The sequence below is a fragment of the Gilliamella sp. B2923 genome (assembly GCF_026536565.1).
Taxonomy (GTDB): Bacteria; Pseudomonadota; Gammaproteobacteria; order Enterobacterales; family Orbaceae; genus Gilliamella.
Map to the genome: position 1 here is coordinate 157,294 of NZ_JAFNNZ010000002.1, position 25,948 is coordinate 183,241.

The 25,948-nt window shown below is 38.6% G+C and carries 22 protein-coding genes; 14 read left to right on the forward strand and 8 right to left on the reverse strand.

What is annotated here, in order from left to right:
• Positions 1–54 precede the first annotated feature (54 nt).
• From J3U42_RS03435 to J3U42_RS03450, 4 genes are all read right to left on the reverse strand, one after another.
• Complete coding sequence (locus J3U42_RS03435) at positions 55–459, reverse strand: YhcB family protein (protein WP_220218966.1); 405 nt, start codon at positions 457–459, stop codon at positions 55–57.
• A gap of 53 nt (positions 460–512) precedes the next feature.
• The gene (locus J3U42_RS03440; protein WP_220218965.1) at positions 513–953 is read right to left on the reverse strand and encodes a DUF721 domain-containing protein; all 441 of its coding nucleotides are present in this window, start codon (positions 951–953) and stop codon (positions 513–515) included.
• Between the two features lie 498 nt (positions 954–1,451).
• Positions 1,452–3,827, reverse strand: a complete 2,376-nt coding sequence (locus J3U42_RS03445) for a glycoside hydrolase family 31 protein (protein ID WP_267328642.1) — start codon at positions 3,825–3,827, stop codon at positions 1,452–1,454.
• A gap of 195 nt (positions 3,828–4,022) precedes the next feature.
• On the reverse strand, positions 4,023–5,498 hold the full coding sequence (locus tag J3U42_RS03450; protein ID WP_267335533.1) for a mannitol dehydrogenase family protein: 1,476 nt from the start codon (positions 5,496–5,498) through the stop codon (positions 4,023–4,025).
• Between the two features lie 274 nt (positions 5,499–5,772).
• On the opposite strand from J3U42_RS03450, the gene J3U42_RS03455 reads away from it, so the two are divergent.
• Together J3U42_RS03455 and uxuA are read left to right on the forward strand one after the other, a co-directional pair.
• Positions 5,773–6,534: a GntR family transcriptional regulator gene (locus J3U42_RS03455; protein WP_220218962.1), complete on the forward strand. Its 762-nt coding sequence runs from the start codon at positions 5,773–5,775 to the stop codon at positions 6,532–6,534.
• Positions 6,535–6,614: 80 nt separating this feature from the next.
• The gene (gene uxuA, locus J3U42_RS03460; RefSeq protein WP_220218961.1) at positions 6,615–7,796 is read left to right on the forward strand and encodes a mannonate dehydratase; all 1,182 of its coding nucleotides are present in this window, start codon (positions 6,615–6,617) and stop codon (positions 7,794–7,796) included.
• 152 nt (positions 7,797–7,948) lie between these two features.
• Here uxuA and J3U42_RS03465 read toward each other — a convergent pair whose 3' ends face one another.
• On the reverse strand, positions 7,949–9,226 hold the full coding sequence (locus tag J3U42_RS03465) for an MFS transporter (RefSeq protein ID WP_267328645.1): 1,278 nt from the start codon (positions 9,224–9,226) through the stop codon (positions 7,949–7,951).
• A gap of 432 nt (positions 9,227–9,658) precedes the next feature.
• Here J3U42_RS03465 and J3U42_RS03470 point away from each other — a divergent pair, with 432 nt between their 5' ends.
• A complete protein-coding gene (locus J3U42_RS03470) occupies positions 9,659–10,123 on the forward strand; it encodes a DUF3597 domain-containing protein (RefSeq protein ID WP_267335535.1) in 465 nt (154 codons plus the stop codon).
• Positions 10,124–10,218: 95 nt separating this feature from the next.
• Here the strand turns inward: J3U42_RS03470 and pth are convergent, their stop codons facing one another.
• Together pth and J3U42_RS03480 are read right to left on the reverse strand one after the other, a co-directional pair.
• Positions 10,219–10,803, reverse strand: a complete 585-nt coding sequence (gene pth / locus J3U42_RS03475) for an aminoacyl-tRNA hydrolase (protein WP_324099744.1) — start codon at positions 10,801–10,803, stop codon at positions 10,219–10,221.
• 80 nt (positions 10,804–10,883) lie between these two features.
• The gene (locus tag J3U42_RS03480; RefSeq protein WP_220218958.1) at positions 10,884–11,831 is read right to left on the reverse strand and encodes a ribose-phosphate pyrophosphokinase; all 948 of its coding nucleotides are present in this window, start codon (positions 11,829–11,831) and stop codon (positions 10,884–10,886) included.
• A 270-nt stretch (positions 11,832–12,101) separates the two neighbouring features.
• On the opposite strand from J3U42_RS03480, the gene trmB reads away from it, so the two are divergent.
• The 11 genes from trmB to relA all read left to right on the forward strand — a co-directional run bounded on the left by trmB (position 12,102) and on the right by relA (position 25,394).
• Positions 12,102–12,806 carry a tRNA (guanosine(46)-N7)-methyltransferase TrmB gene (trmB, locus tag J3U42_RS03485; RefSeq protein ID WP_267335537.1) on the forward strand — a complete coding sequence of 235 codons (705 nt, stop codon included), beginning with the start codon at positions 12,102–12,104 and terminating at the stop codon, positions 12,804–12,806.
• Positions 12,807–12,824: 18 nt separating this feature from the next.
• Positions 12,825–13,550, forward strand: a complete 726-nt coding sequence (gene nfsA, locus J3U42_RS03490) for an oxygen-insensitive NADPH nitroreductase (RefSeq protein ID WP_267328647.1) — start codon at positions 12,825–12,827, stop codon at positions 13,548–13,550.
• Complete coding sequence (locus J3U42_RS03495; protein WP_267335539.1) at positions 13,547–14,713, forward strand: histidine-type phosphatase; 1,167 nt, start codon at positions 13,547–13,549, stop codon at positions 14,711–14,713. The genes nfsA and J3U42_RS03495 overlap by 4 nt, the downstream gene beginning before the upstream one ends.
• 729 nt (positions 14,714–15,442) lie before the next feature.
• Positions 15,443–16,717, forward strand: coding sequence for an MFS transporter (locus J3U42_RS03500; protein ID WP_267328649.1), 1,275 nt, complete (start codon positions 15,443–15,445; stop codon positions 16,715–16,717).
• 43 nt (positions 16,718–16,760) lie between these two features.
• Complete coding sequence (gene galE, locus J3U42_RS03505; RefSeq protein WP_267335541.1) at positions 16,761–17,777, forward strand: UDP-glucose 4-epimerase GalE; 1,017 nt, start codon at positions 16,761–16,763, stop codon at positions 17,775–17,777.
• A gap of 49 nt (positions 17,778–17,826) precedes the next feature.
• On the forward strand, positions 17,827–18,876 hold the full coding sequence (gene galT / locus J3U42_RS03510) for a galactose-1-phosphate uridylyltransferase (protein ID WP_220218951.1): 1,050 nt from the start codon (positions 17,827–17,829) through the stop codon (positions 18,874–18,876).
• The gene (galK, locus tag J3U42_RS03515) at positions 18,877–20,034 is read left to right on the forward strand and encodes a galactokinase (RefSeq protein WP_267335543.1); all 1,158 of its coding nucleotides are present in this window, start codon (positions 18,877–18,879) and stop codon (positions 20,032–20,034) included.
• A complete protein-coding gene (gene galM / locus J3U42_RS03520) occupies positions 20,025–21,023 on the forward strand; it encodes a galactose-1-epimerase (RefSeq protein ID WP_267335545.1) in 999 nt (332 codons plus the stop codon). The genes galK and galM overlap by 10 nt, the downstream gene beginning before the upstream one ends.
• 275 nt (positions 21,024–21,298) lie before the next feature.
• Positions 21,299–21,787: a pantetheine-phosphate adenylyltransferase gene (gene coaD, locus J3U42_RS03525; protein WP_220218948.1), complete on the forward strand. Its 489-nt coding sequence runs from the start codon at positions 21,299–21,301 to the stop codon at positions 21,785–21,787.
• Between the two features lie 11 nt (positions 21,788–21,798).
• On the forward strand, positions 21,799–23,136 hold the full coding sequence (rlmD, locus tag J3U42_RS03530) for a 23S rRNA (uracil(1939)-C(5))-methyltransferase RlmD (protein WP_267335547.1): 1,338 nt from the start codon (positions 21,799–21,801) through the stop codon (positions 23,134–23,136).
• Positions 23,137–23,138: 2 nt separating this feature from the next.
• On the forward strand, positions 23,139–25,394 hold the full coding sequence (relA, locus tag J3U42_RS03535) for a GTP diphosphokinase (RefSeq protein WP_267328653.1): 2,256 nt from the start codon (positions 23,139–23,141) through the stop codon (positions 25,392–25,394).
• Between the two features lie 47 nt (positions 25,395–25,441).
• Here relA and folA read toward each other — a convergent pair whose 3' ends face one another.
• Positions 25,442–25,942 (reverse strand): type 3 dihydrofolate reductase, encoded by a 501-nt coding sequence (gene folA / locus J3U42_RS03540; protein WP_416380436.1) that lies wholly within the window; start codon positions 25,940–25,942, stop codon positions 25,442–25,444.
• Between the last annotated feature and the right edge of the window lie 6 nt (positions 25,943–25,948).

The window sequence follows — 25,948 nt, forward strand, 5'->3', positions numbered from 1 at the left end:
GTACTTATTGTTATATATATTGCCAGATTGCTCTGGCAAAAAGGATTTTATTACCTAGGATTTGATATCGTCAGCTTTGAATAGACCCGAAGGGTTATCCGAATAGTCTTTTGGTTGTTTTTCTAACGTTAACTCGTTATGAATATTTGAATCATTTTGGGTATCGAGTTCTATTTTAGGCATATCTTCACTTGAGATAAATTTACCGGAATTCTCCGCCATATGTTGATAAAGGCGACGGAACTCTTTTGCCATGTTATCTAAAATTTCAGCACTGTGGGAAAAGTGTTTGACGATCATCTGTTTTTGAGTGGCAAGCTCTTCTTGAGTTTGTTCTAATTCTCGTTTTGCTTTGGCATATTTACGCCCTTTCGGACTAATAACGTTCATGAAAATTATACCGATAACAAAGCCAATCACCAAACCAATGGCTAAGTATGTCATCATATCTTTGTCCATATTGCCCTCCTTGTATCTTCGCGTTATTTAGTTATAAAGTCTATTTTTTTAAATTATTTTGCATGGTTAGCAAGTTTAATCAATTGTTTTTTTAGCTTATCTGGTGCCTTCTCAGCGATAGCATACAAATAGGTTGCACTTGCTACTGTCAATGTACTTGTTTTGCTATGATTTTTTTTCGAGCACTCAATTACAGGTGATGTTTCAGAACAAATATCCGGATTAATCTTGTATTGAATTGATGATAAAGACGGTAAAATCTTACTACGGATGCCGGATAATAAATTACTTTGTTCATATTTAAGTCGAGTTAACCAACTTGCTGAACTCACCTCAAGTACCAGCACACCTTGACGGTAATTAGCTATTCGATAATGTTGCTTAAATAATGAAGGAAGTAATTCATCGATAACTTGAGCCAATTTACCTAATGCAAATGTGCGTTCTTTGATCTGAGAGAGTAAAGTACCTTCAGATAAAATAGACGTTAACATTTGCGGTTCATTGCATCGCATGATTGATGTTTACCCTTACTTCTAAAAAAATTAATAAACTTATTATTGCAAAAAAATGTACGACTTAATTGAGAATAATTTACCCTATTTATTTTTAATTGTCCTGTTTAAAAGTGCTATTTACAATTTATTATGAATTTATTGTGATTTTAACATTGACCGCCCCAATAGGGCTTAATCAATCACAGAAAAAAGACAGATAAAGATTAATATTTGCCAATAAGCTATTGGTTATTACCGATAACTATCCTTATCAACTGATAAATAGCTAAGCGCCCTATTTTCTCTGATAAATAGTCTAAAAACAATGCGTTATTGCAACAAATTAGCCATAACATGATATAAAACTGCTGGAAGTGAATAGCATTATATTGGTTTTAATATCGTTCGATAATGAAGCTTGATAAACAGAAAAAGACGACAAAAAATATTTTACAGCACAAAAAATATTGCGCTGTAAAATATCTAGGAAGTTAACTATTTTATAGCTTTTAGCTGAACTTTATGCGCAGGTTGATTGTTGATATAAAGCGCTCTCGTTTCACCTTTTGGCAAGCTGATAACGAGTTCTTGCCAGGCTGGTTGATATTCACCTTTAGCTTGCAAATGCAGATCAATCCTTTCATTAGTTGAATTTAATTGCCATTCAATCCACAGCCCTTTGCCGCCTTGATAAGCATAACTTTCACCATCATCTTCGAAAAAGCTACCGCTTGTTGCATTTACACCTTTAGCAGGAAAAACGTTAAATTCCCGATATTCATCCAGTTTATGATCAACATAAGCCATACGATTAGATGTCGGAATAATTGATCCGGCTTTAACTAATAACGGAAAAGACTCCAATGGAGCAGGTAATGTAATGGATTGTTTACCGGCAAACCATTGATGAGTATAAAAACAGTACCAACCCGTTTGATTATCAGGTAGATAAACCTCTCGCTCACGTTGATTCGGCTCTACCACATTAGCCACAAGCAAATATTGACCAATCATAAAATCATCAGTTTCAGCAAAGGTATTCTTATCATGCTCATGGTCTAAAAAGGTCGGTCTTAACATCGGTTCATCATTGCAATGCGCTTGCCAGAGCAAGTTGTAAAAATACGGCAATAATTGATAACGAAGACATATCATTTGACGAATAATTGGCGTGACATGGGGATACATCCATGGTTCATTGACGGTATGATCATCATTCCACGAATGAATGGTAAAACGAGGATGCATAATCCCATTTTGTACCCAACGGACAAAAAGCTCTGGCTCCGGTTTATCGCCCGAAAAGCCGCCAACATCATGCCCCACATTATAAAGACCGGACAAACTCATCCCTAATCCCATTCGAATATTGTATTTAAGGGTTTGCCAGCTGGTTCGATTATCGCCAGACCAGGTTTGAACATAACGTTGAATACCGGCGCAGCCAGAACGAGAAATTAAATAAGGACGAATATTTGGATTAAAACTTTGTTGCGCTTCGAGCGACGCACGGCACATTAGTAATGGCATCACCGGGCGAATATGCTTAATGGCAATTTCTTTTCCAAAACCATGACAACGAGCCTGATTATCCCATACTTCAAATTCATTATTATCATTCCATGTAGCATCAATGCCCATTTCAAGAAGTTGTGTTGTGACGTTTTGCTTCCACCAATTATAGGTTTTTGGATTGGTCATATCTAAATGCGACCCTTCATCATCCCAAAACATAGAACGTTCCGGATCATCACTTTCCGAATCTTTAATAAAAAGACCTTGTTCAGCCACTTGCTGATATTTGGGATGATCTTGTAACAGGCACGGCTTAATATTCGCCGCTATTTTTAGCCCAGCTTCATGATAAGATTGGGTAAAAGCTTTAGGATCGGGGAACTTATCGTAGTTCCAATTAAATACATACCGCTTGCCATTGATAGAGGTATAACCGGAAGATAATTGAAATGAATCACAGGCAATACCATGTTCTTTACATAAATCAATAAAATGTTGCATCTGTTGTTGGGCATCGGGGGCATCGGTATAAAACATGGTAGAGCCACTGTAACCTAAACTCCATTTAGGGCCAAAAAAGGTTTTGCCGGTCAATTGGACAAATGATTTGGTCACATCAATAATTTTAGGGCCGACAAAGAAGTAGTAATCAATATCGCCCGCTTCAGCCTGATAACGACGATAAGGAAGATGATAGTTATCATGCTCAGTACCCAGATCGATCCAACAACTGCTTAAATTATCGTAAAACAGTCCAAAACTGACATTATTACGATGCGTGATAGTAAAAGGAATATGTTTATATAGCGGATCGGTATGTTTGGCATTGTATCCCATAGCATCAAGGTTTCGCATCTCAAATCGCCGGCCGGCACGATTCAGATCACCGGCTTTATCACCCAATCCGTAGTAGTGTTCATCTTGATATCTGCGCTGATAATGCGCAATACCATCACCATGTGGATTAATTAAGTAAGCGCTGGTACTTCGATCCTCGACCAACAGTTGCCATTGCCCTTCTTGATCTTTGTACTCCCAAGTAAGCGAAAGTGGTTGATTTACGGTAACGCGTAATTGTTCGGTACTGACAATTAGTTGGTTATCATTTTGAGTTAATTGGTAATGAGGTAAAGAAAATCCCTCAGTACTTAATCTATCACGCCCTTCTAGCGGTACATCTTTATTTGGTGCGATACTCCACGTTCGGTCTAATGATAAACTATCATGACGTTTGATTAACACTCGAAACAGTTTTTGTTCCAACACGTATAAGCAAAAATGGTATTTATCATCAATTAATAGCTCAATGCAATTATGTTGTTGCTGTTTAAACTTCCATTTTTTTAATGTTTTCATCGATAACCTCAAAATCAGTATCTACTTTGGCAAAATATTTAGTCACGGCCTACCGAAATCAAATATCTTTCCTATATATCATCTCTATTATCTAGATTATTTTTATTCTAGTTATATTTTACAGTGGCGAAAAATAGTGGTCACTTTTTGCCAATCATGCATTGTCAAAACACGTTTAGTGACAAGCTGTTAGAACTAAAACGCAATTGCAAGCTCTTTAATCGTCTGTTTAGCGCCTTTTTGCATTAAAGTCAGATAATGTTCAGTCACTTTTTGTTTAAATAAAGGGTTATTTGGTAAATCGGTATTAAATACCGCTTTTAAGCTAAGTAACGCCTCGACCCGTTCAACCCCGTCTTTACTTGCGCCAACTAATGCCGCTATTTGTTCTAACATGGGATCACAAACTTCAATTTTATGATGATTATCATCTATTGCGCCCACATAACGCATCCAACCCGCCACACCTAACGCAAGTAATGAAAAATCAGAGTTATGCTCAATATGCCAACGAATGGAATCAAGCATACGTTGCGGTAATTTTTGTGTGCCATCCATCGCAATTTGCCAAGTTCGATGTTTAAGGGCTGGATTGCTGAATCTCTCAATCAGTTTGTTGGCATATTGGGTTAAATCGACATGATCTGGAACATGAAGCGTTGGCGCTTGTTGTTGCATCATGAGATTTAACGTGGCATTTTTGTAGTTGGCATCATTCATACAATCATTGATATGCTCATAACCGGCTAAATACCCCAAATAAGCCAGAAAAGAGTGGCTACCGTTTAACATTCTAAGTTTCATCTCTTCATACGGCACAACATCATCAACAAATTCGGCGCCAACTTCATCCCAATTGGGTCGATTCGTCACAAAATTGTCTTCTATAACCCATTGTATAAATGGCTCACAGGCAATACCGCAAGGGTCAAACATGCCGCCTAGGCTATCTTGAATCTCATTTAATGTATCAAGCGTAGCAGCAGGCACGATACGATCAACCATAGTGCATGGAAAAGTGGTGTTGTTTTCAATCCATTTAGCTAAACTAGGATCGCGCGCATTGGCTAAACCCAATATGGCTTTTTTAAGCACTAAACCATTTTCTGGCATGTTGTCACAAGACATGGCGGTGAAGGATGAAACCCCACGTTGCATCCTTCGATACAACGCTTCAACAATCACACCCGGTGCCGAACAAGGTTGTGAGGGATTAGCTAAATCGGCTTTAATTAAAGGATTATTTAAATCAAGCCCCACCCCACCGGGTAGCATACAGTAACCTTTTTCGGTCACGGTTAAAGAGACAATCTCAACGGTAGGATCTGCCATTTTTTGTAAAATTGCCTCGATCCCGTCAATAGGTGCTAGCAGTGACTCTTTTACGCTGCCAATAATAAAAGCCTGTTTTGATGTGGCGCCTTTTTCAAGTACGGTATATAAATGGTCTTGCTGACGAATATCATTGATAAGCGCTTCGCCTCCCACAATGTTAACTTCACAAATTCCCCAATCGCTAGCACCTTTATTCAATAACCGATCAGTCAATAGCGCTTGATGCGCACGATGAAAGGCACCAAAGCCTAAATGAACAATACGGGCGACCATATCGTGCCGGTTGTATAAAGGTTTATGTTCGATTGATTGAGGAAGATTGCTTAGATTTAACATTTTGCTTACCGCACTTAACAGGTTAATGACTTTATTGGTTAGACATATTTTCACTTGTTAATAAATTTTTCATCTCTATTTTTTATTTTTTGTGATTAAAATCACATTTTTTGGTTTATTTTATAGGGAGAAGTCGCAAAACATCTATAATACAACGTCATATTGGTATTCCAATTAATCGATAAACGGTAATGTATTATTATTGGCTAAAAACAATATAAGTAGCGTATAATTATTTTCATTAAACAAGAGATTAGAATGAGGATAATAATTAATGCTAACGGTTAATCGGCTATATCGGGAAATTGGTAATGAGCTTAAATCATTATTAAAAAGCGGCACTTATAAAATTGGTGACCGATTACCGCCTGAACGAGATATTGCTGAAACATTCAATGTTAGTCGAACAGTTGTCCGCGAAGCGCTCATTATGCTTGAACTGGAAAATTTAGTGACCGTTAAAAAAGGTTCTGGCGTGTATGTAATTGGTTTACCGGATGATGAATTATCAGAAAAAGATAAAAAACTGGAAGAAGAAGATTATGGCCCGTTTGAATTGTTGCAAGCCAGACAATTAATTGAAAGCAATATTGCTGCTTTTGCGGCTTCACAAATAGTCAAGTCAGATATTGTCGAACTTCGAGCGATATTAGAACAAGAAAGAAAAATATTAGAACAAGGCATTTTAGATGATTACAGTGCTGATGAAATGTTCCATATTGCCATAGCTAAAGCGACCAAAAACTCAATACTTGAAGGCTTATTGAATGATCTATGGCAAAAACGTTACGCCAGTAAAATGTGGGACCAGTTACATAGCCGAATCACTGATCATAGTTATCGCAAAAAATGGCTTTATGATCATGAAAAAATTCTGCAAGCCTTACAGGTAAAAGATGCCATGGCTGCTCGCCATGCGATGTGGCAACATTTGGAAAATGTTAAACAAACATTAATGACCGTTTCTGATAGTGAAGACCCTAATTTTGATGGTTATTTATTTGACTCTATACCGGTGACAATTGTTAACCAATAGATAATATAAAATGCGCATTGTTTTCGGTTTCTTTCACTGAGGAAAATTTGAAAAAATAAAAATCATTGAGGAGATTTTATATGGAACAAACAATGCGTTGGTTTGGCCCAAATGACCCCGTATCACTAGACGATATCAGACAAGCTGGAGCAACAGGAATTGTGACAGCTTTGCACCATATTCCAAATGGTGAGGTATGGACAGTTGAGGAGATCGAAAAACGGAAAAAACTCATTGAAGAAAAAGGCTTAATTTGGTCTGTAGTCGAAAGTATTCCTGTACATGAAGAGATTAAAACCCACTCAGGTGACGTTGCTAAGCACATCGCAAATTATCAACAATCAATTCGCAACTTAGCCGCATGCGGCATTGATACAGTTTGTTACAATTTTATGCCGGTTTTAGACTGGACCCGTACTGACCTTGCTTACCAATTGCCAGACGGATCAAAAGCGCTGCGTTTTGACCAAATCGCTTTTGCGGCGTTTGATATTCATCTATTAAAGCGCCCTAACGCCGAGCAGGATTACTCGGCGCAAGACGTCATTGCCGCCAAAAACTATTTTGAGCAAATGACCCAAGCGGATAAAGATAAATTAGTTGCCAATATTATTGCAGGCTTACCGGGCGCCGAAGAAGGGTATTCACTTGATCAGTTCCGTGCCCACCTTGCCACTTATGATGGTATTGATAAACAAAAACTGCGTGAAAATTATGCTTATTTTTTAAAAGCAATTGTGCCGGTAGCGCAAGAAGTTGGCGTAGTATTAACTGTTCACCCCGATGATCCCCCTCGCCCCATTTTAGGTCTACCCCGTATTGTTTCAACCATTGAAGATATGCAATGGATAAAAGATACCGTCGATAGCATTCACAACGGTTTTTGCTTCTGTACCGGCTCTTATGGCGTGCGCAGCGATAACGATTTAGCCACCATGGCAGAAAAGTTTGCTGACCGTATCCACTTTATCCATTTACGTGCAACCGTACGTGAAGATAACCCGTTATCTTTCCACGAAGGCGACCATTTAGCCGGTGATGTGGATATGTATGCGGTTATCAAAGCACTTGTTACTGAAGAGGAGCGACGCAAACAAGCAGGCATTAAACGCCCTATTCCTGTTCGCCCCGATCATGGTCACCAAATGTTAGATGACCTTAAGAAAAAAACCAATCCGGGTTATTCCGGCATTGGACGCTTAAGAGGATTAGCCGAAATTCGTGGCGTAGAATACGCCATAAAGCGTGCTTTTTTTAGCTAAATCATCCCAATCCAATTGATTATGCCCATGAATATGGGCATTTTCTTTGCATTATTAAATGCACTTTTAATTTTAAACTTATTTAAAAATAGCGTGACATGCACGCTATTAAAAACAGTTTTTCTAACTTTACCATTTAACAAACGATAACCTTAATTCCCTTTAGGTTTACGCTGAAATAGTAAAGCGCACATGATTATCGCCCCGATAATATCTAAAAAGCCCATAGTAATAAAGAATGGCTTAAATCCAATTTTTTCAACAAATTGCCCAACGATAATGGTAAATAAGAAACTGGCAATCCAAGCCGAACTACCCCGTAAACCATTCACGGTAGACACTTCTTTTCCGTCAAAATTCTCAATAACTTGAATGGTCAACATCGCTGATAACATTTGGTGCCCCCATGCGCCTATTGCAATTAATGCTATCGCTAAATAAGGACTTTCGGCTAAAGAGGCAAAAACCATTGAAAGCATGAAAAAAGCAGCGCCAAGATAGGTGATGCAGGCAGCATTAATTCGAGACAAACCGAAATATTTATCGAGCATACGAGAAAAATAACCGGAAGATAACCCGCCAAAATCGGCAGCTAAAAATGGGATCCAAACAAACATCGCCATTTCTTTTAATTGCATTCCACGCTCTGATAATAAGTAAAATGGCACCCAAAAGTTAACCGCTGCCCAAGCCGGCTCAGCTAAAAACGCAGGTATGGCAATGCCATAAAATTTCTTTTGCGTGACAACCTGTTTAATAGCATGCCAAACATTTTTATCTTGTTGTGCTTGACCGATATCTTGATCAGACAGAATGTATTTTCTTTCAGCATCAGTAACAAAGCGGCTTTTTGCTGGCTCACTAAAAAAGTAGAGCCAAATCCCAGCCCATATAATACCAATCGAGCCCGGAATTAAAAACGCCAACTGCCAGCCACCAAATTGATGAATAAAATAAATTAACGGCGGTGCAATCATCGCACCTAGTGAAAAGCCTACCATACTCCAGCCATTGGCAATCGCACGCTCTTTTTTAGGAAACCATGAACTAATCACTTTAGCATTAGCCGGCGCAACAACTGATTCGGCGCCCCCCATAACAAAACGTAAAATGGCTAAGTGAATCCAAGCGCCTGCGCCAGCATGTAACATGCACATTAATGACCATATGATGACCATGATAGCAAAGCCGACACGCAAACCAATGACATCAACAAACCAACCCACAATCGGTTGAAAGATAGTGTAAGCCAATTGAAAGGCACCGGTAATATAGGAGTACTCTTTAGGTGTGATTTGCAAATCATTGATAATTTCTTGCGCCATAATACCCAAAGCGTTGCGGTCAACATAGTTAAGGATAACACCCGTTGCAAATAAAATGATCATTAGCCAACGGATATAACCCTTTGATTTAAATATGGCATTCATAGTAACCTCTAATTGTAAATTAATTCTCTAAAACATAAATTTGATTAAACCCCTCAAATTGGTAAACCAAATTTTACAATTAATTTTGGTTACAGTATTCCAAATTAGATCATAATTGTGAAAGTGATCACAGTTTATACTATATTGGTATAACAAATCAGTCGATTTAAAATAGCAATTAAATTATCAATAAAATAAATATAATATATTCAATTTGATATAAAAGTTGATATATGAAAAGATGACGTATAGAGTTAATAAAACCCATACTTAATTGGTAGCCTGATTTTAAAAACAAATAAAAAGAGGTGAACTTTATTCCGGTTTTGACATTCTTAGTGATTAAACGTTATACTAGAATGGATATTTTTTGTACATCTGTATCGTTTAGCCGTTTTTTAATAAATCAGTTTAAACTTAAGGGGGTGTAACGTGGGTATCTTAAATAACATTTTTTCTAAAATCTTTCCAAGCGCACAAGCCACAGTAGGTAATGCAACAGATGCGGTTAAAGATCAAGTCGGAAAAGTAACCAATTCAGTGAAAGATATATTTTCACCACATTCAGATCAAAATCAAACCAATACAAACCAAAATCAGAATCAAGATCAATCTAATTCCGCTAATAATGCACCAATATCTAATGTAGATGTGATGTCTATTTTGGATAATTTAGCGAAAAAGTTTCCTGAAAAACTTAATTGGAAAACGTCAATTGTTGATCTACTAAAACTATTAGGCATTGATAATAGTTTAGATGCACGAAAAAAATTAGCTAAAGAGCTTAACTATACCGGTAGTACTGATGACACGGCTGCGATGAATATGTGGCTTATTAAAGAAGTGATGAAAAAAATTGCCGAAAAAGGCGGAAATGTCACACACCTATTTTCTTAGTTCTAATATTATTAGCAAATTTTTAATCCACCTAGGTGATAAGGGTGGATTAAAAGTTTGTTGTCAGTCGAATTAACTTAAGCGAAATTGCTCACTTACGCTTTGAATGAATGTAACCGATTCATAGCACTTTCAACCCCGTCAGATAAGAGGATATCAGTGCAACGAACTGCTTCATCAATCGCTTTATCAATCAATTCTTGCTCCGGTTTTGACGGCTGATTTAATACAAAACCAACCACCTTATTTTTATCGCCGGGATGACCGATCCCAATTCTGAGCCGATAAAAATTTAAGTTATTGCCAAGTTTATTTGCAATATCTTTTAAGCCATTATGCCCACCATGACTACCACCAAATTTTAATTTAGCCACACCGGGGTTAAGGTCAAGTTCATCATGGGCAACTAAAATTTCTTCTGGCTTTATCTGATAAAAGTTAGCCATTGCTTGCACAGCTTTCCCACTTAAATTCATAAAAGTAGTTGGCACCAGTAAGCGCACATCATGCCCTTGAATATTAATACGTGAAGTATAACCAAAAAATTTTGGCTCGCTTTTTAATGGTTGATTATATCGATCCGCTAATTGATCAACATACCATGCACCAGCGTTATGGCGAGTTGCTGCGTATTCATTTCCCGGATTGGCCAATCCTACAATAAGTTTTATCGTTGTCATGATTGCTATTAACTGTATATGAGAATTTATCTGTAAAAATGCCCCATAAAGGGGCATTTGAATCAATATTTAAAAATAGGTTATTGATGAAACATTGCTGAAATTGATTCTTCGTTACTAATACGACGAATAGCTTCAGCAAGCATACCTGATAATGTTAATTGACGGACATTTTTTAACGCCTTCACTTCGGCAGTTAATGGGATTGTGTCACAAACAACTATTTCATCAATCGCCGAGCTTTTAATATTGCTAACGGCTTTGCCGGAAAAAATTGGATGAGTTGCATAAGCAAAAACTCGTTTAGCACCTCTGGCTTTCAAGGCATCAGCGGCTTTGCAAAGTGTTCCGGCAGTATCGATCATGTCATCAACTAAGATACAATCTCTATCTGCAACATCACCAATAATGTTCATCACTTCAGCTTCATTAGCTCGTTGGCGACGTTTATCGATGATAGCCATATCAGTATCATTTAACAGTTTGGCAATTGCTCGTGCTCGAACCACACCACCAATATCAGGAGATACCACAATCGGACGTTCAAAATCACGTTGTAACATATCTTCTAAAATAACCGGGCTACCGAAAACGTTATCCACCGGAACATCAAAAAAGCCTTGAATTTGTTCAGCATGAAGATCAACGGTTAATACACGGTCAACACCGACTGTAGATAAAAAGTCAGCAACAACTTTAGCGGTAATTGGTACCCGCGCAGAACGCACTCGACGATCTTGTCTTGCATAACCAAAATAAGGAATAACCGCAGTAATACGACCAGCAGATGCCCGACGCATTGCATCGATCATAACCAGTAATTCCATTAAATTATCATTAGTAGGGGCACAAGTTGATTGGATAATAAAAACGTCTTCACCACGGACATTTTCATTAATTTGGACATTTACTTCACCATCGCTAAAACGACCTACAACAATATCACCCAAAGATGTGTAAAGACGATTAGCTATACGTTTTGCTAGTTCGGGTGTGGCATTACCAGCAAAAAGCTTCATATCAGGCACGAGAAAACCTCAAGCATGTTATTATGATTACTTAAAAATCGTAATCGGTTGAATCGGAGTGATAATTATATAATCATTTACAGATTTTGCTCAACCAGATTATAAAAATTTATCAAATTTTATCAAAATTTTTTTTATCAACAATCATAATAAATTGAAAAATCAATCGATAATATATTTTGTGAAGTAAAGATAAAATCGAGTAAAATAATTGCTGAGAATCATTAATCGTTGACTTCAATCAATTTTAAAACACAAGTAGATAACCTAATGAATGAACAAATAAACACCCCTGATAATCAACAAATCAAACCTAAAAGAACGATTCGTAGCTTTGTACTACGACAAGGTCGTTTAACCAAAGGGCAAGAGCAAGCTTTGACCCATTTATGGCCAATTTTTGGCATTGACTACCAAAGTGGCACCAACATTGAGTTTAATCTCTCGCAACCTACAGTTTTAGAAATCGGATTTGGAATGGGCGCTTCATTAGTTGAAATGGCTAAAGCGGCACCAAATAAAAATTTTATCGGGATTGAAGTGCACAAACCGGGAGTGGGTGCGTGTTTAATGGCAATTGAAGACAATCAATTATCTAACTTAAAAGTGATGTGTCATGATGCAGTGGAAGTGTTAGAAAATATGATTCCGGACAATTCACTGGATAAAGTACAAATATTTTTCCCCGATCCATGGCATAAAGCAAGGCACAATAAACGCCGTATCATTCAGCCCAAATTTGTTAATCTAATTAGCCAAAAATTAAAATCTGGCGGCATTTTACATTTAGCCACCGATTGGCAGCATTATGCTGAACATATGCTAGAAGTGCTGAGTAATGCCGACGCATTTACCAACCTATCACCGACGAATGACTATGTACCAAGACCTGAAGATAGACCGATTACCAAATTTGAAAAACGCGGTCAAAATTTAGGTCATGGCGTGTGGGATCTGCAATTTATCCGAAAATAGTAACCTTAAGGAGCCATTATGCAAAACGAAACAATAAAGACAATTTGTCATCATCGCTCAATCCGTGCTTATCAAGCGACAGCCTTAACCCAAGCACAAATCACAGCAATTGTTAGCGCTGCACAATCGGCTTCCAGTTCTAATTTTCTCCAGTGCGGAACAATTATCCGCATTACCGATGTCGATAAACGTAAACAACTCGCCCACTACGCTGGTGATCAAAGTTATGTTACTCAAGCGCCAGAATTTTGGGTCTTTTGTGCCGACTTTAACCGGCATTTTCAGATAGATCCCAGCATACCCCTTGAAAAAGCCGAACAACTGTTAGTTGGTTGTATAGACACGGCACTTATGGCACAAAATGCCGTTATTGCAGCTGAGTCTTTAGGTTTAGGTACGGTTTATATCGGTGGTTTACGCAATAATATTGATAAAGTCACGGCATTACTTGAACTGCCTAAATACGTCCTGCCTCTGTTTGGGCTATGTCTGGGATATCCGGCGCAAGATCCACAAATTAAACCAAGATTACCGAAACAATTAATCTTTTTTGAAAATAGCTATCAACCGATCGACCGTGCATTATTAACACAGTATGATAAACAGATGCACGATTATTATGGGCATCGTGATACTAACCAAAAAGGCGGTGGCTGGAGTGACAAAATTGCTGAGACAATCGTTAAAGGACAACGAGATTTTATTTTAGATTATTTACATAGACAAGGCTGGATAAGAAAATGAGGAACAATCACTACCAATTGGACAAAGTTGTAATTTTAAGCCGTCATGGTATTCGTACACCTTTGCAAAATACGCTTGAGTTTCTTGATCAAGCAACATCTTTCACATGGCCCAAATGGGATCACCCCTATGGATATTTAACCACACGCGGAGGCGCACTCGAAACCTACTTTGGTCACTATCTATCTCAATGGCTTGAGCAACAAAATATCTCATTTTCGCCAGAAAATCCGCAATTATTTGTTTATGCCAACAGTTTGCAAAGAACGGTAGCAACAGCCCAATTTTTAATTATGGGTGCCTATGCTGGTCATGACATTACAATCAATCACAAATACCCGATTGAAAAAATGGATCCTATCTTTGATCCAGCTTTAGAAGATAATTCGCCCGAATTTAAGCAAGCGGTGTTAAACGATATTGAACTGGAAGACAAAACCCACGACATTTTTAAAAATTTAGCGCCTGCTTATCAGATTTTATCGGACATATTGGATTATAAAAACTCGCAATTATATGCAACTCATCAATGTGCCCTAGCCGATATTCCCCAATCACTCTATTTTGAAAAACATCAAGAGCCGGCACTACTCGGGGCTTTAGCGGTGGGTATTTGTGCTGTTGACTCATTTTTACTGCAATACTATTCCGCATTCCCTAAAGATCAAATCGCATGGGGAAGAATAGACAGTCTTGAACAATGGCAACAAATTACCCAAATTCGTAATCAATACATTAATCTCATCTGTCATACCAAAACGATAGCTGACCGTGCGGCCAACAAATTGATTAAAATGATAAATTCGTTAGTTGCCAATGATCAATATCAAGTAAGCTTGCTAGTTGGACATGATAGTACTATCGCTTCTTTATTAGGCGCATTAGATTTTGAAAGTTATAGTCTGCCGAATCAATTTGAAACCACGCCAATTGGCGGTAAAGTGATTTTTCAACGTTTCTGTCATCGTCAAACCGGGCAATACTATTTCAAAGCGGAATATGTCTATCAAACATTTGAACAACTGCATACCGGTCAAGCACTCGATATCAATAATCCACCAGCGCACTTTGAATTGAAATTAAAAAATGCCAATTTAAATGCTGACGGTTTTTACCCATGGGCAGAGTTTGAAAAACGAATAAACATCACCAATAATCAGTAACAGTAACAGTAACAGTAACAGTAATAGTAATAGTAATAGTAATAGTAACGATAAGATGATTTGTGCGTCTGTAATATATGACAAAGCAAGTTATCTTATCGTAAAACCTGAAAAATTATTCCAATACCGCCTGCCAACTTGTCAAGAAGTTTCAGATTTACCCTATGTTTTAGCAAAAAACAGCTATCATGTTTAAAGGATAAACACTAAACTTTGTCTTACTAACAACAACAGCGACAATTATCCGACCAGTCAATCGCTCCGATTAAACTGACTCGCCCGTCTTTTATTGGACGGGCTATTTTGTCATTTCAATGTTGAAATAGTGCAACGTATTTGGTGGATAAACCTTTACTCACCATAAATGTAATCGATTCCAAATAAATATTACTTACCTATCTAATCTTGATGACTTATTGTTCAATAATGGTTATTCAAACTTGAGGTAACATGATTATTTTTGATAATTTTAATTGTTTATCTAAGCTTCTTTTTAGAAAATAGCTAATAATACTAATTTAAACAATAGATTAACGACTAAAGTAACGGCTAATGTCGGGCAAATAAAAAATGTAAACGATTTCATAAAGTGTTACCTAGATCACTTTTTTTGGATTTTCTTAGTGATATTATTTACGCAATCTTATGTAGCTTTTTCTGTTTACTGAATATGTAAACGATTCCCAAATGATGAATTAATCATTTAAGGCTTAGCAAAGGAAGTTCACTATGAATCAAAAAATCAAGTCTTCATTACACAACAAGAATTACTGGGTGTTTAGCCTCTACTTCTTTCTGTACTTTTTCATTATGGGCGCTTATTGTCCATTTTTTCCTGTTTGGTTGAAAATGAATGGACTAAATGAAGCCGACACCGGTTATGTGTTTTCATTTATTTCACTATTCGCACTGTTTTTTCAGCCTTTATTTGGTTTAGTTTCCGATAAGTTGGGACTTAAAAAACATCTGCTATGGGTCATAACCTTGCTGTTAGTGTTATTTGGTCCTTTTTTTATTTTCGTACTTGGACCACTTTTAAGATTTAATGTGACACTAGGTGCCATAGCCGGCGGTTTTTATCTTGGTATGGTATTTAGTGGTGGAGCGCCCGCTATTGAAGCATTGGTTGAAAAAATCAGTCGACGCAGTGGATTTGAATTTGGCCGCTGCCGGATGTTTGGCTGTTTTGGTTGGGCTATCTGCGCTTCATTTGTCGGTATAATGATATCGAAAGATGTCAATGCGGTATATTGGTTGTGTTCCGGCTTCGCGCTGATTTTGTTATTTTTAGTCAAAATCGCCGATCCAGCAAAAACGTCAACTACCGATGTGGTTGAACAAATGGGACTAAATAAACCCGAGCCTTTTAACCTGAAATTAGCCGTTGACTTGCTTAGCATGCGAAAAACTTGGTTTTTTATGCTATATATTGTCGGTGTTGCTTGCACTTATGATGTATTTGATCAACAATTTGCTAACTTTTTCACCTCATTTTTTTCAAGTGAACAGATAGGGCGAGAAGCCTTTGGTTATGTCACCACCCTCGGTGAATTTTTAAATGCGACTGTCATGTTTTTTGCGCCGCTTATTGTGATGAAAATTGGTAGCAAAAATACGTTGTTAGTTGCTGGCGCTATTATGTCAATTCGCATAACTGGCTCAGCCTTTGCCAGTAATGCCGTTGAAGTTGTTATTTTAAAGACCTTACATATGTTTGAAGCCCCATTATTGTTAGTTGGTGCATTTAAATATATTACTAAACACTTTCCGATTCGCTTATCGGCAACGGTTTACTTAATTGCATTTTGTTTTGCAAAACAGTTATCGATTATGTTTATGTCCACCTTTGCAGGATTAATGTATGTTAAAATTGGTTTTGAAGGAGCATACTTAGTACTTGGCTTAATTGCTTTTAGCTTTACTATAATTTCATCCTTCACCTTATCTGGACGGGGTCCATGGGATCTTTTTAGAAAACAAAAAAGTGAAGATACACAAGATTAATTGACCTTCGCTTAACTTAACTTGCATAAATAAAGGTTTGAAAATGAAAATATTAGTTACAGGCGGTTGCGGATATATAGGAAGTCACACATGCGTACAATTGATTCAATCGGGCTATACGCCGATTGTGATTGATAATTTGTTTAACAGTAAAGCATCTGTATTAGACAGAATAGAACAAATAACCGGACAGCGTGTTGATTTTTATCAAGGTGATGTGTGTGATGCAGAGCTTTTAGCTAAAATTTTCAACGAGCATAAAATACAAGCGGTTATCCATTTTGCGGGTCTAAAAGCAGTGGGCGAGTCGGTGCATAAACCACTTGAGTATTATCAAAACAATGTTTACGGCAGTATCGTTTTGATGAAAGCAATGCGTGATGCGGGTGTTAAACAGTTAGTTTTTAGTTCATCAGCAACTGTATATGGTGAGCTGGCACCCGTTCCTTACGTTGAAACCTTACCGCAAGGTTTGCCAACCAGCCCTTATGGCAAAAGTAAATTAATGGTTGAACAATGCATCATGGATTTAGCGGTCGCTGAGCCTGATTGGTCATTGACAATCCTACGTTATTTTAACCCGGTTGGGGCGCACCCAAGCGGATTAATGGGCGAAGATCCGCTAGGTATCCCAAACAATCTTATGCCGTATATTACGCAAGTTGCCATAGGTAAACGACAATCGCTAGCCGTATTTGGCAATGACTACCCAACACAAGACGGTACTTGTGTGCGTGACTTTATTCATGTCGTTGATTTAGCTGACGGTCATATTGCCGCCCTTAAAGCAGACCACAATAAAGCCGGTGTACACATTTATAACTTAGGTTCCGGCGTTGGCTACAGTGTATTACAAGTTATTCAAGCTTTTGAAAAAGCATCCGGCAAGCCACTCAATTGGCATTTTGCGCCGAAACGAGCCGGCGATCTGCCTGCTTTTTGGGCTGATGCGAAGAAAGCCGAACAAATATTAGGTTGGAAAACCAAACTCACGCTTGATGACATGGTCAAAGATTCATGGCATTGGCAATCAAAAAACCCACAAGGTTACCCGGATTAATTGGGTGATCTTCAATAAAAAATTAGGCAAAATCAGATAAGAGGTACAAATGGACATTTTTAACCCGGTTGATCATCCTCATCGTCGGTATAACCCGTTGACCAATCAATGGGTACTTGTTTCGCCACATCGAGCAAAACGGCCTTGGCAAGGTCAGCAAGAGACATTAAATCAGGAGCAAAAACCAAGCTACGATCCAAATTGTTTTTTGTGTCCGGGCAATAAGCGTGTCACCGGCGATGTGAACCCTGACTATACCGGAACGTTTGTTTTTACCAATGATTTTGCTGCACTAATGGAAAATACGCCCGATTCGCCGGTAAATGACGATCCCCTCTTTCAAATGCAAAGTGCCAGGGGAACAAGTCGGGTTATCTGTTTTTCACCCGATCACAGTAAAACAATACCCGAACTTGATTTACCTGCGATTGAGGGCGTTATTAAGACATGGATTCGTCAACAACAAGAACTTAGCCAACATTACCCGTGGGTGCAAATATTTGAAAATAAAGGCGCAGCTATGGGTTGCTCAAACCCTCATCCACATGGGCAAATTTGGGCAAATAGCTTTATACCCAATGAAATTGCACGTGAAGATCAGAACATGCGCCATTATTTTCAGAAATACCACCGCAATTTATTGGTTGATTATGTCGAAAAAGAACTTATCGCTCGTGAGCGTATTGTCGTTGAAACAGACTATTGGTTGGCGGTAGTGCCATTTTGGGCGGTATGGCCTTTTGAAACATTACTATTACCGAAAACCCATATTCCACAACTGACTTTATTAACGAATGAACAACAAGTTGATTTAGCTATTGCACTAAAAAAATTAACCTGCCGCTATGATAACTTGTTTAACTGCTCTTTCCCTTATTCAATGGGCTGGCATGGTGCGCCATACGGAGAAAATAACGCGCAATATTGGCAATTACATGCACACTTTTATCCCCCATTGTTACGTTCAGCTACAGTTAAAAAATTCATGGTTGGTTATGAGATGCTCGCTGAAGTACAACGAGATTTAACGCCAGAACAGGCAGCCGAAAGACTGCGTAACGTTAGTGATGTGCACTATAAAGCTCAAAAGGATAAATAGATGAAAGCATTAATCGAAAAAACCACACAAGCTTTTGAAAGTCAATTTGGATACCAACCCGATACGGTTGTGCAAGCTCCCGGACGAGTCAATTTAATTGGTGAACATACCGACTACAACGACGGCTATGTGTTACCGTGTGCGATTAATTATCAAACTGTAATCAGTTGCCACAAACGTTCAGATAATATTATACGAGTCATCGCACTAGATTATCATCATCAACAAGATGAGTTTTCGTTAGACAAGCCAATCGAAAAGCACCCAAACTATCAATGGGCGAATTATGTACGGGGCGTAGTGAAACATTTAAAAAAATATGCCAACAATATTCATGGCGCAGACTTTGTTATCAGCGGTAATGTGCCACAAGGTGCTGGCTTAAGCTCCTCAGCATCACTTGAGGTGGCGGTGGGTAAAATGTTTCAAGTGCTTTATCAACTGCCGTTAGATGGCACTAAACTTGCCTTAATCGGGCAAGAAGCCGAAAATCAGTTTGTGGGTTGTAACTGTGGCATTATGGATCAACTGATATCGGCATTAGGAGAAGCACAACATGCATTATTGATTGATTGCCGCACATTAGGGACTCATCCGGTCAGTATTCCTGACGATCTCGCTGTAGTGATTATCAATTCCAACATCAAACGGGGCTTAGTCGATAGCCAATACAACACCCGCCGTGAACAATGCGAAGCTGCCGCCGAAGCATTAGGCGTCAGGGCATTGCGCGATGCATCACTTGCTGAGTTGGAAGTCATTGAGTCAACACTTGATCCGGTGGTATTTAAACGGGCTCGCCATGTGATTACTGAAAATGAGCGTACCTTATTAGCATCACATGCGCTGGAAGTGAGGGATTACAAACTTTTATCACTACTTATGGCACAAAGCCACAAATCGATGCGTGATGATTTTGAAATCACCGTTCCGGCAATTGATTACTTGGTTGAAATTGTCCACAAAGTCATCGGCGATGAAGGTGGCGTGCGTATGACCGGCGGCGGTTTTGGCGGTTGCGTGGTTGCTTTGGTACCTAAAGATAAAGTGGACGACGTCAAAGCGGTGGTGCATAACCATTATCAGCAAAAGTTTGGCATTAAAGAAACATGCTATGTTTGCCAGCCAAGTGAAGGAGCCAGTGCAATATGTCAGTAATGCAGATTATTACTCTTACAAATAAACAAGGTATGCAAGTTAAAGTCTCGAATTGGGGCGCAACTTGGCTATCTTGTTTAGTGCCAATTAATGCCGGAGAACACCGCGAAGTATTACTTGGCTGTAAAACCTTTGAACAATATCAACAGCAAGATGCCTATTTAGGGGCAACAATTGGGCGTTATGCAAACCGAATTGCAGGCGCTGCCATTGATATAGCTGGCACCCACTATCGACTTGTTGCCAATCAAGGGGAAAACCAACTTCATGGCGGCAAGCTAGGTTTTGATAAATTGTTATGGGATATCAAAAATCAATCGGCACAAAAAGTGACTTTTAGTTTAATATCACCTGACGGCGATCAAGGCTTTCCCGGTGAACTTAACGTCACAGTCAGTTATCATTTAACCGATGAAAATCAAGTTGTGATCGAGTTTCAAGCCACCACCAACAAAACAACACCGGTAAATTTAACCAACCATGCTTACTTTAATCTCGATGGCGAAAGCAGTAAAAATATTCTTTCCCACACATTAAAAGTCAATGCTAACTTATACTTACCGGTTGATAAACAGGGCATTCCTTGCGGTGATTTAACCGATGTCACTCAAGCAGATATGGATTTACGCCAACCAAGATTGTTATCGGATAGATTGCTTGAGAGTGAAGAAAGGCAAAAAACCGGCGGTTATGACCATGCATATCTATTAGATAAGACACAACCTATTGCTGCACAGCTCATATCCGGTGATAAAAAAATTGTGATGAATATGACCACAACTCAGCCGGCGCTACAGGTCTACACAGGCAATTTTTTGCAACATACTCCTAATCGTCACAATGGTGAGTATGACAATTTTGCTGGCGTCGCATTAGAAGCCGAATGCTTACCGGATAGTCCACATCATCCGGAGTGGGCGCAAGCTAGCTGTTTTTTGCAACCAGATCAGGCTTATCATCACCAAACAACTTTTCATTTTTTCACTTAGTAGTCGGTACCTTAATGTCACTGTGACACAAATTATGGTGGAAGTGACCGCTTCTTCCATAATTTGCTTTTTTTATTTTTTAACCTATCAATCGCCCATGCTCGCCTTATGATCTAATCGGTGTTATCACTTTCTTATGCGCCGTTTTGTCAAGAACTTTCAGAAAATATATACGTTTTAGTATAAAAATAAAAAGAAATTTACCTTACTTAACTAACAATCCTAAATAAAATTAGGTATGATATCCCCACATTTAATAATGGATAATATGACTGATGAAAAGTAAAACCTTGACCGCCGTTTTTCCCGGAACGTTCGATCCTATCACTAATGGACATATCGATCTGATAACACGAGCCTCAAAACTATTTCCTCGTCTTATTGTTGCCATTGCCCAAAGCCCCAACAAAAAAACCCTATTTACGCTAGATGAGCGGGTCAATTTAGCCTCTACAGCAAGTGAACATTTACTTAATGTTGAGGTAATTGGTTTTGAAACGTTAATGGCAAAGTTTGCTCACGAACATAATGCAACGGTCATTGTCCGAGGCGTCAGAACTACACACGATTTTGAATACGAAAGGCAACTGGCCGAAATGAACCGAGCACTTAAAGCTGATCTCGATACCCTATTTTTAATGCCGTCAATAGCGATGGGCTTTATTTCATCAACAATTGTTAAAGAAGTCGCCTACCATGGCGGGGATGTGACAAATTTAGTCCCTTTACATGTCAAAACGGCATTACTTGAACGGTTAACATAATTGTAGTTAAAATGGTCAAATTCTATACCCCAACGAAAAAAAAACTCACAGCGCAAAAACTGACAGTCACAGTTGAAAATTTAGATGCCTTCGGTCAAGGTGTAGCCAATGACAAAGGTAAAACTCTATTTGTAAAATCGGCTCTACCGGGCGAAACTGTTGATATTGTATTGACAGAAGATAAAAAAAATTACGCTAAAGCAAAAGTTATCAAATATCACAATCAAAGCAACGAGCGGGTCACACCTCAGTGTCAATATTATCAGCGCTGTGGCGGGTGCGAACTGCAACATATTTCGTCGCAATTACAGCAGCATGCTAAATATCAAGCTTTGATAAAACTATTACAAAAAGAGAGTCAGGCATCATTAACATCAGTGTTAGCGCAAGCACCGCTTATTATTGCCGATCAGCCATACGGATACCGTCGGCGGGCAAGGCTATCAATTAATTTGGTTAAAGGTGAGTTGTTGGTAGGCTTCAGGCAGGCAGAATCTAATCAGATTATTAATATTCAAAACTGCCCAATTTTAGTTCCTGAGTTAGATGCGCTCATTGCTCCATTACAGATCTGCTTAAAAAGTATTAAACAGCAAAAAGCACTGGGACATGTTGAATTAATTGCCCTCGACAGTGGAATTATCATGGTACTAAGACATACCATGCCAATGACTGAAAAAGAGACTAATATATTAAAACAATTTGCCGATACTAATAATATTTCACTCTATTTACATGGCAAACAATTAGTGCACATAACCGGTAACACCGAACATTATTACCTTGTTAATCATTTAAAATTAACGGTTAGTCCACTCGATTTTATCCAAGTAAATAGTAAAATTAATCAAAAAATGGTTAATCAAGCGCTACAGTGGCTGGCCTTAGAACCCTCAGATAATGTACTGGATCTGTTCTGTGGTATGGGTAATTTTTCGTTGCCAATGGCAAAGTTATGCAAATCTGTTACTGGTGTAGAAGGTGTTGAGGCGCTGGTTGAAAAAGCCAAATTCAACACCATATTAAATAAGAATGACATTTGTGCCCAAACACATTTTATAACAGGAAATTTAGAGGATACAGCACAATTTGCAATCTGGAGTGAATCACAATTTAGTAAAGTATTGCTCGATCCTGCCCGTGCAGGTGCTTTGAATGCTTCAGCTGAAATTGTGAAACTTGCACCATCTAAAATTGTTTATATTTCGTGTAATCCGGCGACGTTAGCAAGAGACACCAAACAATTTATTGATGCAGGATACCAAATTTCTCAAGTTGCGATATTAGATATGTTTCCTCAAACCAAGCACATTGAATCAATGTTATTGTTAACAAAGTTAGGACCGTAATTATGGTATCAATTAGAGGAGCGCACCAACAGCATGAAGAGCATTACTCTCTTGCTCAATTTGATGTTGAACTGTGGGCTAAACACGAGCTGTTATTGACCAATCAAGAATCCTATCAGAAGTTTAAAGATATTTGGGATTTCTGTTTTGAAAATAGTGCCGGATCGGCTGAGCAAACATATTGTTTTCAAAATGCGATTGAAATGGTCGAAATTTTGTCAACCTTAAATATGGATATCAATAGCCTGTGTGCCGCCCTACTGCTTCCTTTCCTTGATGCCAAAGTTATCCGCCGGGAAGATATCCCCGAAGATTTCGATCGTGAAATCATTCATATTCTTTCCAGCATTATCAAAATGAAAGATATTCGCCAATTGCGGGCGATTCGTAATGGTAATGCAACCAATGAACAAATCGATAGCATCAGACGTATGTTATTGGCAATGGTCAACGATTTCCGCAGTGTTGTTATCAAAATTGCCGAACGCATCACCTACTTACGTACGTTAATGCATGCGCCTCAAGAAGAGCAATTTCTTGCCGCTAAAGAGTGCTTTAATATTTATGCGCCACTTGCCAATCGGTTAGGTATTGGGCAACTAAAATGGGAATTAGAAGATTTTTGTTTCCGTTATTTATATCCCGATCAATATCGCTTTATCGCCTCACAATTACAAGAAAAACGCTTAGATCGTGAGCAATATATCAATCAGTTTGTTAAAAATCTTCAAGATATGATGAATCAAGACCATATTCGGGCAGAGGTTTACGGGCGACCAAAACACATCTACAGCATATGGCGAAAAATGGAACGCAAACATCTACAGTTCGACGAGCTTTACGATATCAGAGCGGTACGTATCATCTGCGATCGGATTGAAGACTGTTATAATGCATTAGGTATTGTGCATAGTCACTATAAACACATTGCCAAAGAGTTTGACGATTATGTCGCTAACCCCAAACCAAACGGGTACCAATCGATTCATACCGTAGTATATGGTCCTGAAGAAAAAACCATAGAAATTCAAATCCGAACGGAACAAATGCATAATGATGCCGAATTAGGCGTTGCGGCACATTGGAAGTACAAAGAAGGCAGTACCGATAAAATGACCGCTTACGATCAACGGATTTCTTGGTTACGTAAGCTACTCACATGGCAACAAGAGATGTCAGAAAGTGGCGAGATACAAGAAGCGGTCAGAAGCCAAATTTTTGATGATCGCGTTTACGTCTTCACCCCTAAAGGCGATGTGGTTGATTTGCCTGCTGGCTCAACCCCGCTTGATTTTGCTTACCATATTCATAGTGATGTTGGACATCGCTGTATTGGCGCCAAAGTTGGCGGACGCATTGTGCCATTTACCTACAACCTCAAAATCGGTGATCAAGTCGAAATCATCACCCAAAAACAGCCTAACCCTAGCCGTGACTGGTTAAATCCCAATACCGGTTTTGTTAACAGCAGTCGAGCCAGAGCAAAAATTCTTGCCTGGTTTAAAAAGCAAGATCGTGATAAAAATATTGCTACAGGTGAACAGATCTTATCCAATGAACTTGAGCCTTTAAATATCAGTTTAAAAAGTGTTGAAAAGATCCTCATCAATAAATATAACGCACATTCATTTAATGAAGTGCTTGCCGGTATTGGTAGTGGCGATGTTAGAATTAATCAATTAGTGAATTTTATCAATGCCCAATTTAACAAACCAACGGCGGAAGAAGAAGATGAAGCGGCTTTAAAACAGATCACCCAAAAATCGACGACGCAAGCCAAAAACATTACTAAAACTGCAAGTAAATGTGGCGAAATTATTATCGAAGGTGTGGATAATTTAATGTACACCATTGCTAACTGCTGCCGCCCGATACCCGGTGATCCGATAGTGGGATTTGTCACTCAAGGTCGAGGCATCTCCATTCACCGTGCTGATTGTGAACAACTACAAGAATTAAAAAATCATGCGCCGGAGCGGATCACCAGTGCGCAATGGAGCGGTAATCACAATTCAAGTTACACCATGATTGTCAGAATTATTGCCAATGACAGAAGTGGCTTATTGCGGGATATCACCACCATATTAGCCAACGAAAAAGTTAATGTGCTAAGTGTTACCAGCCGCATTGAAATGAAACAGCAACTTGCAACCATTGATATGGATATGCAGATATTTAATCAAGATTCGCTTAATCGAGTATTAACTAAAATTAAGCAGTTACCGGATGTGGTTGAAGCAAAACGATTACAGGGCTAAAACCTGTTTATTTGCCACAGCTTAACGTTGTGGCAACGTATTGACCTTTAACTTCTGGCTAAAATTTCAAACTGGTAATCATAAGGATTTTTATCATCGGCATGATGATTTTCACAATAAACTTGCTGCCAGTTTTCCGGCTGATAATCCGGAAAATAGGTATCGCCCTTTAAATCCGCTTGAATATGGGTTAAGTACAGACGATCAACTAAAGATAGCGACTGATTATAAATATTGCCGCCACCAATAATAAATGCCTCTTCGACCTGCTGCGTTTTAGCCAATGCAATAGCTTCATCAATCGATCCAACCCAACTGATATTTTCCTCATTAGCTTGGCTTTTCTCTGCCTGTCGACTAATAATGATATTATGGCGATGAGGCAAGGGTCGACCGATTGATTCAAACGTTTTACGTCCCATAATCACAGGTTTATTTAGCGTATTTTTTTTAAACCATGCTAAATCAGCAGGTAAATGCCATGGCATTTGATTATTTAAACCAATCACACGATTATCCGCCATGGCAACAATAATACTTAAAATCATACTATT